Here is a 17,634-nt window from a genome sequence, read left to right as displayed (position 1 = left end):
GCACGGCGACGCGGGAGTGGGAAGCGGTCGGTCAGGTGGTGAAGGAGGCGTGGAAGGCGGTGACGCGGGCGAGGATGTCGTCGCGTGCCAGGCGCATGCGCTCGATGCCGTCGATGCCGCGCTCGCTGGGCTCATCGGTCTCCCAGCGCTCGTACCGCGGGCCTTCGACCGCGTCGACCTGCGCCTCGGCCCCGAGGAGGACGACGACGTCGGCCCGTGCCTGGTCCTCGGCCGTGATCCTCCGGGGCGTGTTCGCTCGGATGTCCACCCCGACTTCCTCGAGCACCTCGGCGGAGAAGGCGTTCACCTCGGAGCCGGGTGCGGTGCCGGCGGAGTCGACGAGGACGGACGCACCCGCGACCTTCGCCATGAGACCGGCGGCCATCTGCGACTTGCCGCCGTTCTTGACGCACACGAACAGGACGGACGGGCGGGCCTGAGGAGTCACGTGTTCTCGCTTCGGGGTGTCGGTGGGACTGAAAGGGCTCAGGGATTTTCGGCCAGGACACGCGCGAGGGAGTTGAGCGCCCCGGGCACGATCGAGAAGTACGCCCACACGCCGCGCTTCTCGCGGTGCAGGATGCCCGCGTCGACGAGGACCTTCAGGTGATGGGAGACCGTGGGCTGACCGAGACCGAGCGGTCCGGTCAGGTCGCACACGCATGCTTCGTTCCCGGAACTCGACGAGAGCAGGGAGACCAGGCGGAGCCGGCTCGGGTCGGTGAGCGCCTTGAACTGCCTGGCGAGTGCGTCGGCCCGCTCGGCGCGCATCGCCTGCGCACCCGAGGGCACGCAGCAGCGTTCCTCGTCAGCGGAGGACGACGCATCTGAGGACAGCGCATCGGAGGCGGGCTCTGCGACGTCCGCGGAGACAGTGGTCATGCGCCCAGCATACCAACGCATTGACACTCATCGATACGTTTGCGCGTACTCGGACCGCCACCGATCGACCTCCGGGAACGCCGAGTACGGCGCGCGCCCGCCACCGAAGGATCCCCATGACCACCGCCCCAGCTGAAGCCGTCAGGCCCTCGGTCCTCTTCGTCTGCGTCCACAATGCAGGCCGCTCACAGATGGCTGCGGCGTACCTGAGCCACCTCTCCGGAGGGCGCATCGATGTCCTCTCGGCCGGGTCGCAGCCTGCCGATCAGGTGAACCCCTCGGCCGTCGAGGCCATGAGGGAGAAGGGTATCGACATCACCGCCGAGACGCCGAAGATCCTCACCACGGACGCCGTCCGGGCCTCGGACGTGGTGGTCACGATGGGTTGCGGCGACGAATGCCCGTACTTCCCGGGCAAGCGCTACGAGGACTGGGTGCTCGAGGACCCGGCGGGCAAGGGCGTGGAGTCCGTCCGGCCCATTCGCGACGAGATCAAGCGCCGCGTCCAGGTGCTGATCGGCGAACTGCTTCCCTCCAACGCGTGACCCGGCGGGGTGTGCGCTCAGCACGTCCCACGGGGCCGGCCGCCGTCGTCGTGCCGTCGACGTTACCGATCTGCGACGCGCCCCGGCGCTGAGGTCCCGCCACCGCCAGTAGTATTGCGTTGGCTGCGCGGCTCGTCCGCAGCCCCGGCCATCCTCTCCTGGAGCACGACGACGCCGACCGCCCGTCCGTGCCGGGTCCCCGACGGCGTGTGCGGCGAAAGGATAGGCCCATGGTCCGCAGTCCGGAGGACTCGCTCAAAGCCACCCTCGCCCGGGTTGCCCCCGGAACGCAGCTGCGCGACGGCCTCGAACGCATCCTGCGCGGCCGCACCGGCGCGCTGATCGTGCTCGGCTTCGACCGCACCGTGGATTCCATCTGCTCCGGTGGGTTCGACATCGGTATCGAGTTCTCCCCCACGCGCCTTCGCGAGCTGGCGAAGATGGACGGCGCGATCGTGTGCGACAAGGACGCCAGCCGGATCCTCCGCGCCGCCGTCCAACTGGTGCCCGACCACACCATCGAGACGCAGGAATCCGGCACACGCCACCGGACCGCCGAGCGCGTGGCCAAGCAGACCGGCCTGCCCGTGATCAGCGTCAGCCAGTCCATGCAGATCATCGCCCTCTACATCGACGGCCTGCGATTCGTCCTCGAGGGCTCCGAGCCCGTCCTGGCGCGCGCGAACCAGGCGCTGGCGACCCTCGAGCGCTACCGTGCGCGGCTCGACCAAGTGACGAACTCGCTGTCGGCACTCGAGATCGAGGCGATGGTCACGGTGCGCGACGTCGCAGTCACACTGCAGCGCCAGGAGATGGTCCGCCGTATCTCCGAGGAGATCTCGCAGTACGTCCTGGAACTCGGCGTCGACGGCCGGCTGCTGTCGCTGCAGGTGGAGGAACTGACCACGGGCCTCGGCCCCGGTCCCGAGATGGTGCTGCGGGACTACATGGACCTCGGCTCGAGCACCGCGCCGCTCGACGAGCGCGCGGCGACCCTGCAGGGTTTCAGCTCCACGGACCTGATCGATCTCGGCACCATCGCCAGCGTGCTCGGCTTCAACCCCTCGGCCGACTCCCTCGAAGCGGTGATCCAGCCCAAGGGCTACCGGCTGCTCTCGGGCATCAAGGCCGTGCCACCCGCGGTCGCGAACCGCCTCGTGGAGCACTTCGACGGGCTGCAGAACCTCATGGCTGCGAACATCGAGGACCTCATGGCGGTGGACGGCATCGGCGAACAGCGTGCCCGGACCGTCCGGGAGGGCCTCTCGCGCATCGCGGAGACCAGCCTCCTCGACCGCTTCATGTAGCCCTGCCACCGGGTGGCCCCGCCGGGCCGCTCACTCCTGCAGGGTGAACCCGACGGGCTCGCTGCTCCGCGCGCCGAGCCGCGTGGTGAGGGTGTACTCGCCGGGCGCGGGCTCCTCGTCGACGACCGTGCACTCCGGCACCGTCCTGGTGCGCGACCAGTCGAACGTGGCGCGCTCCTCACCGCCGGGTTCGATGGTCTGCTGGAGGTCCTGCGAATCGGCCTGGCAGTCGACCGAGGAGAACACCCGCTCGCCGTCGCTCGTCAGCACGAACTCCATCTGCGACGTGCCGACGTTCACCTCACACGCCTCCGTGCCCGTGTTCCGCACCACGAGTGAGAGCACGGGCTCCTCCCCCGGCGCGTAACTGGGCTTGTCGGTCTCGGCCTCGACGACGACGGCGGTCGCGCAGCCGGCGGCCGTCGCTGACGGCGCCGGAGTGGCGGACGGCGTCGGGGTCGCGGACGGGGATGCGGCGGTCGGCGACGGTGTCGGTGTCGGAGATGGCGTCGACGCAGCCGACGGTGGGGCCGTCGTGTCCGGGGTGGGTGCCGGAGCGTCCGTCGCGGAGGAGGTCGGGGCAGCCGCTTCGGTGCCGCGCGCCCCCGGACCGAAGGCACCCGCGAGCGTCGCGGCACCGACGGCCAGACCCGCGAGCAGGAGCAGCAGCAGGACGACGGCGACGAGGCGCCGCCTGCGGTACACGGCCTGACTCGGCCGCCGCCCGCCGCGCAGGGGTGGGTCGAAGTGAGGACTGCCCGTCGATGCCATGCATCAAGGCTAGGGAGCGGTGCCCGCATTCAGGCTGCCACCACGCCGTTGGCTAGAGTATTCAGGATGATCACTCCAGGCACGGCCGGTGCCGGCGCGGCCACCTCGACCCGCGCGGCTCGTTCCACCGGCACGGCGACGTCGACCGGCACGGCTACGCCGACCGGCATGGCCGAGACCACCGGGACCACCGGGACCACCGGCGCGACGCTCGAGGACCTGCACCTCTGCGTCACCTCATGGTTCGCCTCCACAGCCCGGGATCTACCGTGGCGGGAAGAGCGGTGTTCGCCCTGGGGCATCCTCGTCAGCGAGGTGATGCTGCAGCAGACCCCCGTGGTCCGGGTGCTGCCGGTCTGGCGCGAGTGGCTTGAACGGTGGCCCACTCCCGCCGATCTCGCTGCCGAACCCTCCGGCACGGCGGTCCGCCACTGGGGCCGCCTCGGCTATCCGCGCCGCGCCCTGCGTCTGCACGCCGCAGCCAACGCCATCGTGGCCGATTACGGAGGCGCCGTCCCCTCCACGCACGACGAACTGCTCTCGCTCCCCGGCGTCGGCGCCTACACGGCCGCCGCGGTTGCCGCCTTCGCCTTCGGGCGCCGCGAGACGGTGGTGGACACCAACATCCGTCGCGTCCACGCACGACTGTTCGGCGGAGAGGCGCTCCCGTCGCCGTCGCTCACCAGCGCGGAGATGAAGCGTGCCGCCGCCCTCCTACCCGAGGACGACGCCCTGTCCGTCCGGTGGAATGCGGCCGTCATGGAGTTGGGAGCGGTCATCTGCACCGCCCGATCACCGCTGTGCAACGCCTGCCCCGTGATCGACAGCTGCGCGTGGGTGCAGGCCGGACGCCCCACACCGACCTACGTGCCGCGGGGCCAGTCGTGGGCGGGGACGGACCGCCAGGTGCGGGGGGCGATCGTCGCCGTGCTCAGGGAAGCGCAGGAACCGGTACCGCGGGCCAGGCTCTCCGAACCACCCGTCGCCCTGTCCGTCGATCAGCCTACCGACCCGGGGGTTGACCCGGGCGCCGTCCCGCGGGTGAGCTCGGGCTCCGACCCGCGTACCGACTCAGGTTCCGACCCGAGTGCCGACCCGGGTGCCGGGCAGCTCACGTTCGCAGGGCGGGGCGGAGCACCGGGCAGCGGCATCAGCGGTGGGGCGCTCGCCACGCTGCACGCGCTGCAGGCGCCCCCGGAGCAGCTCGACCGTGCCATCGCCGGCCTCCTCGCGGACGGCCTGGCGGAGGAGTCCGACGGCGCGCTGGCATTGCCGGGCTGACACCTGTCCGACACGCTGAGCAGTCCGGCCGCACGATTGAGCCCGGCGACGCACGCGGACCGGCCGTGTGATCGGCCCAGGACAGCACGCGGACCGGACGGAATGGTCCGGCGGCGTCACGGACGCGGGTCAGGCCTGCTCGCCGAACCCCGACTCCACGGCCGTACCGATCACCTCGACGGCGGTGCGGGCGTCGGGCCCGGTCGCTTCCGCGGTGAGCGTCTTACCCTGCCCGAGCCCGAGACTCATGAGCAACATCACCGATTTCGCGTCCACGCCGTTCACCAGGACCTCGGCGTCGAGCTCCGCGAGGGCCGTTGCGAGCGCGGCCGCCGGCCGGGCATGGAGGCCCATCTGGTTCCGTAGCGTCCACGACCCCTCGGCTCGCGGGCCGTCGCTCCCGGCGGGGGTGTCGACCGGTCCGCCCGGTGCAGCCGCTGCGTGGGTCACGAACGGTTCGAGTTCCTCGGGCCGGATCGACACGACGGCGCCCTCCGCGGCGCGGACCACCTCGTCCAGCGACCCTCCGCCCTGGGACTGCACCGCGGCGGCCACCGCTCCCTCCACGAGTGCCGCCTGCGCGAGCCGCACGCGGTCGCGGACCGACGGGTCGAGGAACTCGAGCACCATCTCGGCGGTCATCACGGCGGAACCGAGATCGGTCAGCAGCACCACGCCGTCGTGCCCGTCCGCCCTCTCGATCCCCGCCTGCACCCGCTCGAGGCTCGTGCCGATGCGTGAGGTCCCCCCACCGTCGTCGACGCCACCCGCGGCGACGATGACGACGTCGGCCGCCATCTGCCCGGCCAGCTCGACGACGCCCTCCGCGATCTTCTCGCTGTGGGAGACGATGACCAGCCCGACGCTCATGCCACCTCTCCTCCGGCGGCGCGGGCGGCAGCCGAGAGGATCAGGGCGGTCGAGACCGCTCCGGGGTCCTGGTGCCCGGCGCTGCGTTCACCGAGGTAGCTCGCCCTGCCCTTCCGCGCGATCAGCGGCTCCGTCGCCACGGCGCCGGCGTGGGCCGCGTTCGCCGCCGCCGCGAGGAGATCGGCGGCGGAGGCGCCGGCCTGCGCCGCGGTCTCGGCCGCCTCGGCGGCGGGCGTCCACGCGTCCACCATGGTCTTGTCGCCCACCTCGGCCTTGCCGCGCGCCACGATCCCGTCGCGGGCAGCCGCGATCATGGTCGCCGCTGCCTGGGCGTCGATCTCCTCCACGTCACCGAGCGACGTCGCCGCGCGGAGGAACGCGGTACCGTACAGCGGCCCGGCGGCTCCGCCGACGGTGGACATCAGCGTCATGGCGACGAGCTTCAGCACCGCCGAGGGCGTTGCGGGTGCATCTCCCGAGTCCAGCTTGAGGACGACGGCGCCGAAACCGCGGTCGAGGTTCTCGCCGTGGTCGGCGTCGCCGATCACTCGGTCGAGGTCGATGAGCAGAGCGCGGTTCTCCGAGACGACGCGCGCCGTCTCCCGGATCCAGCGGACGGCCCACGCGGTGTCGAGGGGCTCGGTCATCCTCAGACCCCCCAGCGCAGTGCCGCGGTGTGCACCGGTGCGTCCCAGAGGCCGAGCATCTCGTCGTCGGCCCTCAGGACGGTCAGCGACGCCCCCTGCATCTCGAGGGCCGTGATGTAGTTGCCGACCAGTGAGCGGTCGATGGTGATGCCCAGCCCCTCGAGCAGCTGGGACACCTTCCGGAAGACGATGTACAGCTCGCTGGCGGGCGTCCCGCCCATGCCGTTCACCATGACGATGGTGCGGTCGCCGCGGGCGAGGCCGAGGTCGGTCACGATCGGGTCGAGGAGCCGCTGCGTGATGCCGTCGGCGTCCTCCATCGCGATCCGGTGGCGCCCCGGCTCGCCGTGGATCCCGACGCCGATCTCGATCTCGTCCTCCCCGAGGTCGAAGCTCGGAACGCCGGCGTGCGGCACGGTGCAGGCCGCGAGCGCGACGCCCATGGAGCGCACGTTGTCGATGACGCGTTGGGCGACGGCGGTGACGGCGTCGAGGTCGTCCCCGCGCTCCGCGGCGGCGCCCGCGATCCGCTCGACCAGGACGGTGCCGCCCACGCCTCGCCGGCCTGCGGTGTAGAGGGAGTCCTCGACGGCGACGTCGTCGTTCACGAGGACCGAGCGGACGCGTACGCCGTCGGCCTCCGCCATCTCGGCCGCCGTCTCGAAGTTGAGGACGTCACCGGTGTAGTTCTTCACGATGTGCAGCACACCCGCGCCGCCGTCCACGGCTACCGTGGCGGGGATGATCTGGTCGGGCGTCGGGGAGGTGAACATGGCACCCGGCACGGCGGCGTCGAGCATGCCGCGCCCCACGAAGCCTGCGTGCAGCGGCTCGTGGCCGCTCCCGCCTCCGGACACGAGGCCCACCTTGCCCTGGACGGGGGCATCCGTGCGGGTGATGAACAGCGGGTCCGGATGGACCGTGACGAGGTCTGCGTGCGCGATGCCGAATCCCTCGACGGACTCGCCGACCACGGCTCTGGGGTCATTGATGAGCTTCTTCACGAAAGGTGCTCCTGGTTCTGGACGGACTGCTACGGACGTGTCGATGACCTGCAGCCCGCCTCACGTGGACCACCCCGGCCACGATGAACGTTACCGCCCGCACCTGACCCTGCCTATAGGTCCGCACGCAGCCATCGGTGCCGCCCGGAACGCCCGAGGGAGGGCCCCGTGACGGGTGCCCTCCCTCGAGTGTCCTGCGCTCACATCATGTGCGGCGGCAGTAATCAGTGGCCCTGCTTGAACGCATCCTTGACGTTCTCGCCGGCATCCTTGATGCTCGATGACGCCTGGTCCTTGTGGCCTTCGGCTTCCAGATTCTCGTCGCCGGTCGCCTTGCCCAGACCTTCCTTGATCTTGCCGCCCAGGCCTTCGCCCTTGTTCCCGATCTTGTCATCCAGTCCCATGATGCGGACCTCCTTCAGTTCGGTGATCGGCCATCGGTTCCGATGGCCCGCCTGCTCCGCACGAGGCGATGCTAAGTAGCCTTACTCTAGGCTCGCCCGGTGCCCGATGGCCAGCCGGGCCCTGCGGCACTACAGGAGCCGCAGCATCCTCGTGTTCCCGAGGGTGTTGGGCTTCACCCGGGCGAGGTCGAGGAACTCGGCGATGCCCTCGTCGTGTGAGCGGAGCAACTCCGAGTAGATCACCGGGTCCACGGCCGACTGGTCCGCCATGACCTCGAACCCGTGGCGCCTGAAGAACTCCACCTCGAAGGTGAGGCAGAAGACGCGAGCCACCCCCACCTGCCTCGCCTCCTCCAACAGCGCCTCGACGAGGGCGTGACCCACACCGCGGCCGCGGGCAGCGCTGGACGTGGCGAGGGTGCGTACTTCTGCGAGGTCCTCCCACATGACGTGCAGTGCACCGCAGCCGAGCACCTCGCCGGTCTCCGACTCCGCGATCCGGAACTCCGGCAGGCCCTCGTAGTAGGCCACGGTCTCCTTGGCCATCAGGATGCGCTGCTCGGCCAGCGGCTCCACGAGACCCTTGATCGCTGGGACGTCGGAGGTGCGGGCGCGGCGGATGGTGAAGGTCGGGCTCATCCTGTTCACCCTAACGACAAACCGCCGGACCGCAGGACGCTGGGGGCGTCCACCGATCCGGCGGTCCATCGGCCCGCGAGGGCCGACGCGATGGTCAGGGGTCAGCGCCCTGCGGCGGCCGTACCCCTCGGCGTGGCGCTCGGCTCCTCGCCATGGGCTTCCTCGACGGCAGCGAAGGCGGGGTCATCCGCGTACGACTTCAGCTTCGCCACGCGGTAGATGATCAGCGCGTAGACGGCCTTCGCCGCGATGTCGGCCAGCGAGTAGCCGCCCTGCTTGAGCACCCAGGCATCCGCGCCCGAGATACCGAGCAGCGGGAGCGCATAGGCCAGCGGGTACACGAGCCAGCTCGCGAGGAGCAGGACGCGGAGCCTCGAGATGAGCTTCGCAACCTCCGGCGGCTGCCGGTCCAGCGACTTCGTGAGCTCCACGAACAGCACGTACAGGATGTAGAGGAACGGCAGGGTCGAGAGGACACCCCAGATGATCCTGGAGCCGTCCGTGGTGCTGATCTCCCCCGGGTACCCGAGTGCGATCATCAGCGTGGCGGCGGGGATCAGCTTGCGCAGCAGGCTCGACTGGAGCTGGCGGGTCAGGGCGAGCACCGCGATGAGCTCCACCAGCAGCAGCGGGACCGTCAACAGCCAGTCGACGTAGCGGTACCCCTCGTTGAAGGACGTCCCGGCGGCCTGCGTGTAGGTTCCGCGCCCACCGATCGCGTCGGTGACGAACGCTTCCTTGAACGAGTCGAAGATCCTGAAGTAGTGGTACGCCGCGATCCCGCACACGATCGCGGCGATGATGAGTGCCTGGCGGTATCGCGGGAGGACCCGCTGGAGGACGAGCACGAGGAAGAGCGCGGTGAACAACTGGGAGGCGATGACCAGGGAGAGGAAGTTGTAGACGGTGTCGAACTGACCCTGGGTGAGGGTTTCTGGAATCATGAACGTGCTCCTTCGCACAGAATCGAATGATCTCTGCACGGCGGTGGACAATGGAAACTGTCCTGTTCCACGCGGCGTGTGCGCTGATTCTACGCCCGGTAGAAGCATTCTTCTACGATTTGTAGAAGCTATTTTCCACAATCTGTGAAAGATGTCCGTGGCGCCCCGTCGACGGGTTCTGCCCCATCGGCGGGGCAGGCCTCACAGCCCCAGTTCGCGCGGCAGCTCCCGCTCCTGTCCGAGGACGTGCTCCGCGAGGAACGCGTCGATGACGGAGTACCAGACCTTCGTGTGCTGCGGCTTCAGGATCCAGTGGTTCTCGTCCGGGAAGTACAGGAAACGGTGTGCCGTGCGGCCGCTCTCGTCGGCGGGTAGCCGGGACTGCGACAGCAGTTCGTACCAGAGCCGGAGGCCCTCGCCGATGGGGACGCGGTAGTCCTTGTCCCCGTGGATGACCAGCATCGGCGTGCTGATGTTGGCGACGTGGTGGTGCGGGGAGTTCTCCTCGCGGGCCTCCGGCGTCATCTCGCGCTCCCAGTAGAAGGCGGCGTCCGTCGTGGGGCCGAACTGGTCCAGCGCCCAGAGCGAGGCATGGGTGACGACCGCCGCGAACCGGTCGGTGTGCCCGGCGATCCAGTTGGCCATGTAGCCGCCGAAGCTGCCACCCATCGCCGCCACGCGGGTCTCGTCGATGTCGCTGCGCGCCACGAGGACGTCCGTCGCCGCCATCAGGTCCGTGTAGGGCGCGCGGCCCCATTCGCCCCAGCCGCGATCCACCATGTGCTGGCCGTAGCCGGTGGACAGCGCGGGGTCGGGGAGCAGCACCGCGTACCCCTTGGCGGCCAGCAGCCAGGGTGTCCATCGCCAGGACCACGCGTTCCACGAGCCGATGGGACCGCCGTGGATGGCCAGGAGCGCGGGTACCGGGGCCTCCGCCGAGGCACCCTCCGGCAGGACGAGCCAGGAGCCGATCCGCTGGCCGTCCTCACCGACCGATTCCGAGCGCTCGAGCGTGCCGGGGAGGGCGGGGCGCTCGAAGGGGTTGTGCAGCCGCTCCGTGGCACCGGACGCGAGGTCGATCCGCACTACTTCCGGGGGGAAGAGGTAGGAGCTGCGGAGTGCGTAGGCGGTCCGTCCGTCGGGCGCCACCTGCACATCGGTGTAGGAGGCTGCATCCGTGGTGACCTGCCGCACCGCTCCCGATGCGGCGTCGATGACGAAGACGGGCGAGGCGCCGTCGTCGTCCGCCGTGACCACTAGAGCGGAGCCGTCGGGGAGCCACCCGGCGGGTGCGGGCCAACGATCCCAGTCGGTCGCGAGTGGCACGGGCTCGCCGCCGTCCAGGGGGACGAGGACGAGGGAGGTCTGCGGCGCCAGGTCCGCGGTGGTGCGGCGGTCACGCGAGACGACGAGCGTCTTTCCGTCCGGACTGACCGGGCCGGGCGTATACCCGTACGCCGGATCCTCGAGGAGCACGTCCACCTGCTTCGTGGCGAGATCCACGCGTGCGAGGACGACACGCTGGGAACCGCGTGCCTCAGGCAGTGTCATCGACGTGAACAGTACTGCTCCGTCCGGGGACAGCACCGGGTGGACGTCGCGCAGGCTGCCGCGGGCGGAGGGCGTGAGGTTCTCCAGGTCGCCGGGGCCGTCGGACTGGAGGCCCTCGAGGTTCGTGAGAGCGAAGTACCGGGGCTCGCCCGGGCCGAGATCGGCGTCCCAGTACCGCACGGGGTATTCGGAGTGGAGGATCGCGGCCACGCCGGAGTCCTTCCGCGCCTTCCGCCGTTCGGCGTCGTCCTCCTCCCCGGTGGAGCCTGCGAGTACGTCAGCGGTCACGACGACGACGTCGCTCGCCTCCGCTGCGGTCACGCCGCCCACTCCGCCCTCGCGCGTCAGGAGCAGCGCCGCCTCGCCGCCGGCCGCGGGGAGCCGCCACAGAGCCGTGCGCTTCTCGGCGTCGGCGTCCTGCGGATCGGGGCGCGACGACGTGAACAGGAGATCACCACTGGCGAGGAAGGCAGCGCCGGATTCCCCTGCCGCGCTCCTCGTGAGGCGGCGGGCCGGGGCGTCGCCGGCAGGGTCGATCTCCCAGAGCGCCGTCTGGTACCCCGTCTTCTTCGGCGTCAGCGTCGCCATCGACGTGACGAGGCGGCTGCCGTCCCGGTTGAGGGTGAGGCCGCTGAGACGGGGAAGGGCGACGAAGTCGTCGAGGGAGGAGAAGGGGGTGGTCATGGCTCATCTCTACCAGCAGCTGTGCGCCCCGTCACAGGAGTTCACTGACAGAGGAATACGGTTGCCATAGGCACCGATGGCTCCAGCGGCGGTCGACGGCACCCGAGGGCATGGGGGCGGACAGCACGAAGCCCGCCCCGCGAGACGCGGAACGGGCTTCGTTCATCGAGCGATGGAGCACTCGAGCGATCCGGAGGGATCAGTCGCGGACGGAGGCCTCGAGCGCGGCGGGCGCGTCCTCGATCTCCTTCGGTGCGCCGTGGCCGATGAAGGTGAAGCGTGCTTCGTCTCCCTCGCCCTCGACGTCGATGTCGATCCGCTCGCCGGACGTGATCTCGCCGAAGAGGATCTTCTCCGAGAGCTGGTCCTCGATCTCGCGCTGGATGGTGCGGCGCAGCGGCCTCGCACCCATCGCCGGGTCGTAGCCACGCGTGGCCAGCAGCACCTTGGCCGCGGGCGTGAGCTCGATCGTCATGCCCTTGTCAGCCATGCGACCGCTCAGGCGCTCGAGGAACAGGTCCACGATCTGCACGATCTCGTCCTGCGTGAGCTGCGGGAACACCACGGTGTCATCGACGCGGTTGAGGAACTCGGGCCGGAAGTGCTGCTTGAGCTCCTCCGTGACCTTTGCCTTCATCCGGTTGTAGCTCGTCGTGGTGTCCGTGCCGGACTGGAAGCCCGTCATGACGCCCTTCGAGATGTCACGTGTTCCGAGGTTGGTGGTCATGATGATCACCGTGTTCTTGAAGTCCACCATGCGGCCCTGGCTGTCGGTCAGGCGGCCGTCCTCGAGGATCTGCAGGAGCGAGTTGAAGAGATCGGCGTGCGCCTTCTCCACCTCGTCGAACAGCACCACGGAGAAGGGCTTGCGGCGGACCTTCTCGGTCAGCTGGCCGCCTTCCTCGTAGCCGACGTAGCCCGGAGGGGCACCGAAGAGCCTGGAGACGGTGTGCTTCTCCGAGTACTCGGACATGTCCAGCGTGATGAGGGCGTCCTCCTCGCCGAACAGGAACTCGGCGAGTGCCTTGGCCAGCTCGGTCTTACCGACGCCCGTGGGGCCGGCGAAGATGAACGAACCGCCCGGGCGCTTCGGGTCCTTCAGGCCGGCACGTGTGCGCCGGATGGCCTGCGAGATCGACTTGATCGCCTCGTTCTGACCGATGACCCGCTTGTGGAGCTCGGCCTCCATGTTGAGCAGTCGCGAGGACTCGGCCTCGGTCAGCTTGAACACGGGGATACCGGTGGAGTTCGCCAGCACCTCGGCGATGAGCTCCTCGTCCACCTCGGCGATGTCATCGAGGCCGCCGGACTTCCACCGGCGCTCCTTGTCGCTGCGCTCGTCGTGCAGCTTCTGCTCCTTGTCACGGAGCGAGGCAGCACCCTCGAAGTCCTGCGAATCGATCGCCGACTCCTTCTCGCGCTTGACGTCGGCGATACGCTCGTCGATCTCCTTGAGCTCCGGCGGCGCGGTCATGCGGCGGATGCGCAGGCGCGCCCCGGCCTCGTCGATCAGGTCGATCGCCTTGTCCGGCAGGAAGCGGTCGGAGATGTAGCGCTCGGCGAGGGTGGCGGCACTCGTGAGGGCGCCGTCCGTGATCGAGACGCGGTGGTGTGCCTCGTAGCGGTCGCGCAGGCCCTTGAGGATCTCGATCGCGTGGGCCACGGAGGGCTCGGCGACCTGGATGGGCTGGAAGCGTCGCTCGAGGGCGGCGTCCTTCTCGATGTGCTTGCGGTACTCGTCCAGGGTGGTGGCACCGATGGTCTGGAGCTCACCGCGGGCCAGCATGGGCTTCAGGATCGACGCGGCGTCGATCGCCCCCTCGGCAGCACCCGCCCCGACGAGGGTGTGGATCTCGTCGATGAACAGGATGATGTCGCCGCGGGTGCGGATCTCCTTGAGGACCTTCTTCAGGCGCTCCTCGAAATCACCGCGGTACCGCGAGCCCGCCACGAGCGACCCGAGGTCGAGCGTGTAGAGCTGCTTGTCCTTGATGGTCTCCGGGACGTCGCCGCGGACGATCGCCTGAGCGAGGCCCTCGACGACGGCGGTCTTGCCGACGCCTGGCTCGCCGATCAGGACGGGGTTGTTCTTCGTGCGGCGCGAGAGGACCTGCATGACGCGTTCCATCTCCTGCTCGCGTCCGATCACCGGGTCGAGCTTCGACTCGCGGGCAGCCTGCGTGAGGTTGCGGCCGAACTGGTCGAGGACCACCGAACCGGCGGGAGTCCCCTCCTGCTGCGGCCCGCCGGCAGCAGCCGGCTCCTTGCCCTGGTAGCCCGAGAGGAGCTGGATGACCTGCTGGCGCACCCTGTTGAGGTCGGCGCCGAGCTTCACGAGCACCTGCGCCGCGACACCCTCTCCCTCACGGATGAGGCCGAGCAGGATGTGCTCGGTGCCGATGTAGTTGTGACCGAGCTGGAGTGCCTCCCGCAGGGAGAGCTCCAGGACCTTCTTGGCACGAGGGGTGAAGGGGATGTGACCGGACGGGGCCTGCTGGCCCTGGCCGATGATCTCCTGCACCTGCTCCCTCACTGCACCCAACGAGATGCTGAGCGACTCGAGGGCCTTCGCGGCCACGCCCTCGCCCTCGTGGATCAGGCCAAGCAGGATGTGCTCGGTGCCGATGTAATTGTGGTTGAGCATGCGGGCCTCTTCTTGGGCCAGCACGACAACTCGACGGGCACGATCTGTAAATCGCTCAAACATGAGGACACACACTCCTAGCTAACGCGTATTTCGATGCTACGGGCACGGAGTGTGTTGCGGGGGCCTGTTCGCCACAGGCGAGATATCCGCTGGTGGGGCGTCCTCGCGCAGTTGCCCCTGCGGGTCAGCGCTGGGCGGCCCGGAACGCCTCGACGATCTCGCTGTTCACGCGTCCGCGGGCGGAGACGGTGTAGCCGTTCTCCTTGGCCCACTCACGGATCTGCGCGGCTTCCTGGTTGCGGGAGGCCGACGGCGTCCCCGTCCCTGCGGACCGCTGCCGGGACTGACTGCTGCGCCGGGCGGCCGCCACGTAGTCACCGAGAGCGGATCGCAGCTCCGAGGCGTGGGCCTCGGACAGATCGATTTCGTAGTTCACACCATCGAGGCCGAACCTCACCGTTTCATCGGCTTCTCCCTCGTCGATGTCATCGATGAGGATGATCTTCACCTTCTGTGCCACGGCATGCTCCTCTGAACTCTTCGAATTGATACCCCAATGAAGTATGGGGCACTATTCGAGCGAGGTCAAAAGATTCATTCTTTTCGCGGATCTATTCCTGGTTCGTCATTCCGCTGCGAGGCCTCGCGCGCCCGGAAATCCTCGGCATCCTGCAATTCTTCCGCGCGGGCCATGGCTTCGCGCTCCGCACGGTCAGCGTTGAATATGGACTTGATCACGAAATAGAAAAGTATTGCCAAGCAGGCTGAGGGTAGGAGGACGGCGACATATTCCACGGCTAATGACCTGCCTCGGGCTTGAGCACGGGGAAGAGGATGGACTCCCGAATTCCTGCACTGGTGAAAAGCATCACGAGCCTGTCGAGTCCGAGACCGATTCCGCCCATGGGGGGAGCCCCGTATTCGAGCGCGCGGAGGAAGTCCTCGTCCAACTGCATCGCCTCGTCGTCGCCCGCTGCCGCCTGACGCGACTGCTCGGTGAGGCGCTCACGCTGAATGACCGGATCGATCAGCTCGGAGAAGGCAGTGCCGCGCTCCATCCCCCCGATGATCAGGTCCCACGCCTCGATCAGGCGGGGGTCCTCCCGGTGCGGGCGGGCGAGGGGCTGTGCGGAGGGCGGGTAGTCGTGGACGAACGTCGGCTGGATCAGCGTGGGCTCGACGATCTCGGAGAACAGTTCGAGGACCACCTTCTCGGCTCCCCACGACGGGTCGAGCGACACCTCGTGGCGGTCCGCGACGGCCCGCAGCTCCTCGACCGGCGTATCCGGCGTGATCTCCTGCCCCACGGCGGCGGAGAGCCCGGGGTACACACCGAGCCAGGCCCAGTCACCGTCGAGGTCGATGGTCCCCTTCGGCGTCTCGATGGTGCGCGAGCCGAGGGCGTCCGCGCAGGCCACGATCATCTCCTGCATGCGGTCCGCCATCACGAACTGGTCCGCGTAGGCCTCGTAGGACTCGAGCATCGTGAACTCCGGGCTGTGCGTCGAATCCACGCCCTCGTTGCGGAAGATCCGCCCGATCTCGTACACGCGGTCGATCCCGCCGACCACCGCGCGCTTCAGGTAGAGCTCCAGGGCGATCCTCAGCGTCATCTTCTGGTCGAAGGCGTTGAGGTGCGTCTCGAACGGCCGGGCCGTCGCGCCACCGTGCACCAGCTGGAGCACGGGCGTCTCCACCTCGGTGTAGCCCCGGGCGTGCAGGGTCTCCCGCAGCGTCCTGGTGATGGCGGCGCGCGTCCTGACCATCTGGCGCGCCTCCTCGCGCACCATCAGATCCACATAGCGCTGACGTACGCGGGTCTCCTCGCTCAGGCCCGTGTGCAGCGTGGGCAGCGGGCGGAGGGCCTTGGACGCCATGGACCAGGAGCCCGCCATGACCGAGAGCTCGCCGCGGCGTGAGCTGATGACCTCACCGTGCACCTGCACGTGGTCGCCGAGATCCACCTGCGCCTTCCAGTCCGCGAGCCGCCCCTCACCGATCTCGGCGAGGCTCAGCATGACCTGCAGGCGCGTGCCGTCGCCCTCCTGGAGCGTGCCGAAGCAGAGCTTCCCGGAATTACGGATGAAGACCACGCGGCCGACGACGGCGGCGTTCACGGCGCTCGACTCGCCCGTTCCGAGTTCGGCGAACTGCTCGCGGATCGCCGCGAGGGAGTGCGTGCGCTCGGGCTTGACCGGGTACGGTTCCGTGCCAGCCTCCAGCAGGGCTGCGCGCTTCTGCAGCCGGAAGCGCATCTGCTCGTTGAGGTCGTCCTCGGGAAGGGCGTCGGTGGGAGGGGCGTCTCGGTGGGTCACGGAACCTAAGTTTACGGGTCCGCCCCGAGGGCACCGGCTCGCCGTCCGGGGCCCTCGTCAACCCGTAGCGGGCAGGAAGGTGTTATCGATGAGCCGCACGGAGCCCACGCGAGCCGCGACGACTGCGAGCGCCGGTCGCGACCAGGCGTCGTCGTCCTCCGTCAGCGTCCGGAACGTGGACGGATCGACGACCTCGAGGTAGTCGAGGTGCGCGCCGTCGACCGCCTCGATGGCCGCGCGCGCTGCAGCGAGGTCGGGTCGTGTGCCGCGCTCGGCAGCCTGCCGCAACCCGGACAGGGCCTGCGAGAGCGCCAGTGCCGCCGGGCGTTCCCCCGGCGCCAGGAAGCGGTTGCGGCTCGAGAGGGCGAGCCCGTCGGCGTCGCGGACCGTGGCGACCCCCTCGATGTGCACGGGTACGTCGAGGTCCAGCACCATGCGGCGGATCAGCGCGAGCTGCTGGGCGTCCTTCTCCCCGAAGTACGCGCGGTACCGGGCTTCGACCGCCGGCATCGCGAGGTTCAGGAGCTTCGCGACGACGGTCAGCATGCCGTCGAAGTGCCCGGGACGCGCTGCGCCCTCGAGCACCTCGCCCATGCGACCGGCGCTCAGGCGCACGAGAGGCTCGCCGCCGGGATACATGTCCTCGAGCCCGGGGGCGAAGACGACGTCCGCGCCCGCCTCGGCGAGCAGCAGGAGGTCGGCGTCGAGCGTGCGCGGGTACCGCTCGAGGTCCGCCGGATCGCCGAACTGGAGGGGGTTCACGAAGATCGAGACGACGACGACGTCGTCCGCCTCCCGCGCCGTCCGCACGAGCGACGCGTGACCGTCGTGCAGGCCGCCCATGGTCGGCACGAGGCCGAGCGACGGGCGCCGGTCATCAATGCCGGTCGAGTCTCCGACGGCACGACGCGCGGACGGCCCGACGGCGTGGAGCAGGGCGGACGTCGCGGACGTGAGGTCGGCGGGGGTCGTCACGACCGAGAGCGATGAGCGGTGATCGGTTCCGGTGGGGGTCACGGGAGTCCTTCCGGACGGGGCGGGGTGGCGCCTGTGGTCTGTTCTCGAGGGTCTGTGGTTCGTGGTCTGGGTTCGACGGTCTGCGTTCGGCGGCGGTTCGAGGAGTCCGATCGGCGTGGCTGCTCG

General features: G+C 69.5%; 18 protein-coding genes. 3 read left to right on the top strand and 15 right to left on the bottom strand.

The features are described from left to right. Positions 1-31: 31 nt before the first annotated feature. Positions 32-448, bottom strand: a complete 417-nt coding sequence (locus AC4D16_RS13205; protein ID WP_490955311.1) for an arsenate-mycothiol transferase ArsC — start codon at positions 446-448, stop codon at positions 32-34. Between the two features lie 38 nt (positions 449-486). Next, positions 487-771, bottom strand: coding sequence for an ArsR/SmtB family transcription factor (locus AC4D16_RS13200; protein ID WP_490955494.1), 285 nt, complete (start codon positions 769-771; stop codon positions 487-489). A 227-nt stretch (positions 772-998) separates the two neighbouring features. On the opposite strand from AC4D16_RS13200, the gene AC4D16_RS13195 reads away from it, so the two are divergent. Together AC4D16_RS13195 and disA are read left to right on the top strand one after the other, a co-directional pair. Further along, positions 999-1,427 carry an arsenate reductase ArsC gene (locus tag AC4D16_RS13195; protein WP_490955310.1) on the top strand — a complete coding sequence of 143 codons (429 nt, stop codon included), beginning with the start codon at positions 999-1,001 and terminating at the stop codon, positions 1,425-1,427. Between the two features lie 230 nt (positions 1,428-1,657). Then, positions 1,658-2,734 (top strand): DNA integrity scanning diadenylate cyclase DisA, encoded by a 1,077-nt coding sequence (gene disA, locus AC4D16_RS13190; protein WP_490949776.1) that lies wholly within the window; start codon positions 1,658-1,660, stop codon positions 2,732-2,734. Positions 2,735-2,764: 30 nt separating this feature from the next. On the opposite strand, the gene AC4D16_RS13185 is transcribed toward disA, so the two are convergent. Beyond that, positions 2,765-3,505 carry a hypothetical protein gene (locus tag AC4D16_RS13185; RefSeq protein ID WP_490955309.1) on the bottom strand — a complete coding sequence of 247 codons (741 nt, stop codon included), beginning with the start codon at positions 3,503-3,505 and terminating at the stop codon, positions 2,765-2,767. Positions 3,506-3,673: 168 nt separating this feature from the next. Between AC4D16_RS13185 and AC4D16_RS13180 the strand changes: the two genes are divergently transcribed. After that, positions 3,674-4,786, top strand: coding sequence for an HhH-GPD family protein (locus tag AC4D16_RS13180; protein ID WP_490955493.1), 1,113 nt, complete (start codon positions 3,674-3,676; stop codon positions 4,784-4,786). A gap of 129 nt (positions 4,787-4,915) precedes the next feature. Here the strand turns inward: AC4D16_RS13180 and dhaM are convergent, their stop codons facing one another. The 12 genes from dhaM to panC form a co-directional block, all read right to left on the bottom strand. Continuing rightward, entirely contained in the window at positions 4,916-5,656 is a 741-nt protein-coding gene (gene dhaM, locus AC4D16_RS13175; RefSeq protein WP_490949778.1) for a dihydroxyacetone kinase phosphoryl donor subunit DhaM, read from the bottom strand. Continuing rightward, the gene (dhaL, locus tag AC4D16_RS13170; protein WP_490949779.1) at positions 5,653-6,303 is read right to left on the bottom strand and encodes a dihydroxyacetone kinase subunit DhaL; all 651 of its coding nucleotides are present in this window, start codon (positions 6,301-6,303) and stop codon (positions 5,653-5,655) included. The genes dhaM and dhaL overlap by 4 nt, the downstream gene beginning before the upstream one ends. 2 nt (positions 6,304-6,305) lie before the next feature. Further along, positions 6,306-7,307: a dihydroxyacetone kinase subunit DhaK gene (gene dhaK, locus AC4D16_RS13165; protein WP_490949780.1), complete on the bottom strand. Its 1,002-nt coding sequence runs from the start codon at positions 7,305-7,307 to the stop codon at positions 6,306-6,308. A gap of 224 nt (positions 7,308-7,531) precedes the next feature. Further along, positions 7,532-7,711, bottom strand: coding sequence for a CsbD family protein (locus AC4D16_RS13160; protein ID WP_490949781.1), 180 nt, complete (start codon positions 7,709-7,711; stop codon positions 7,532-7,534). Between the two features lie 129 nt (positions 7,712-7,840). Next, entirely contained in the window at positions 7,841-8,350 is a 510-nt protein-coding gene (locus tag AC4D16_RS13155) for an amino-acid N-acetyltransferase (RefSeq protein WP_490949782.1), read from the bottom strand. A gap of 101 nt (positions 8,351-8,451) precedes the next feature. Further along, complete coding sequence (locus tag AC4D16_RS13150) at positions 8,452-9,294, bottom strand: bacteriorhodopsin-like (RefSeq protein ID WP_490949783.1); 843 nt, start codon at positions 9,292-9,294, stop codon at positions 8,452-8,454. A 201-nt stretch (positions 9,295-9,495) separates the two neighbouring features. Continuing rightward, positions 9,496-11,529, bottom strand: a complete 2,034-nt coding sequence (locus AC4D16_RS13145; RefSeq protein ID WP_490955308.1) for a S9 family peptidase — start codon at positions 11,527-11,529, stop codon at positions 9,496-9,498. Between the two features lie 199 nt (positions 11,530-11,728). After that, positions 11,729-14,236 (bottom strand): ATP-dependent Clp protease ATP-binding subunit, encoded by a 2,508-nt coding sequence (locus AC4D16_RS13140; RefSeq protein ID WP_490949785.1) that lies wholly within the window; start codon positions 14,234-14,236, stop codon positions 11,729-11,731. A gap of 124 nt (positions 14,237-14,360) precedes the next feature. After that, positions 14,361-14,696, bottom strand: a complete 336-nt coding sequence (locus AC4D16_RS13135; RefSeq protein ID WP_490955307.1) for a histone-like nucleoid-structuring protein Lsr2 — start codon at positions 14,694-14,696, stop codon at positions 14,361-14,363. A gap of 74 nt (positions 14,697-14,770) precedes the next feature. After that, positions 14,771-14,935, bottom strand: coding sequence for a hypothetical protein (locus AC4D16_RS13130; protein ID WP_490955306.1), 165 nt, complete (start codon positions 14,933-14,935; stop codon positions 14,771-14,773). 38 nt (positions 14,936-14,973) lie between these two features. After that, positions 14,974-16,431, bottom strand: a complete 1,458-nt coding sequence (lysS, locus tag AC4D16_RS13125; protein ID WP_490955492.1) for a lysine--tRNA ligase — start codon at positions 16,429-16,431, stop codon at positions 14,974-14,976. Between the two features lie 117 nt (positions 16,432-16,548). Then, a complete protein-coding gene (panC, locus tag AC4D16_RS13120) occupies positions 16,549-17,508 on the bottom strand; it encodes a pantoate--beta-alanine ligase (protein WP_490955305.1) in 960 nt (319 codons plus the stop codon). Between the last annotated feature and the right edge of the window lie 126 nt (positions 17,509-17,634).

It is taken from the genome of Arthrobacter sp. TJ-236, from assembly GCF_058269235.1.
Note: the sequence above shows the minus strand (reverse complement) of the source record. Positions and strands in the feature narration are given on the sequence as shown.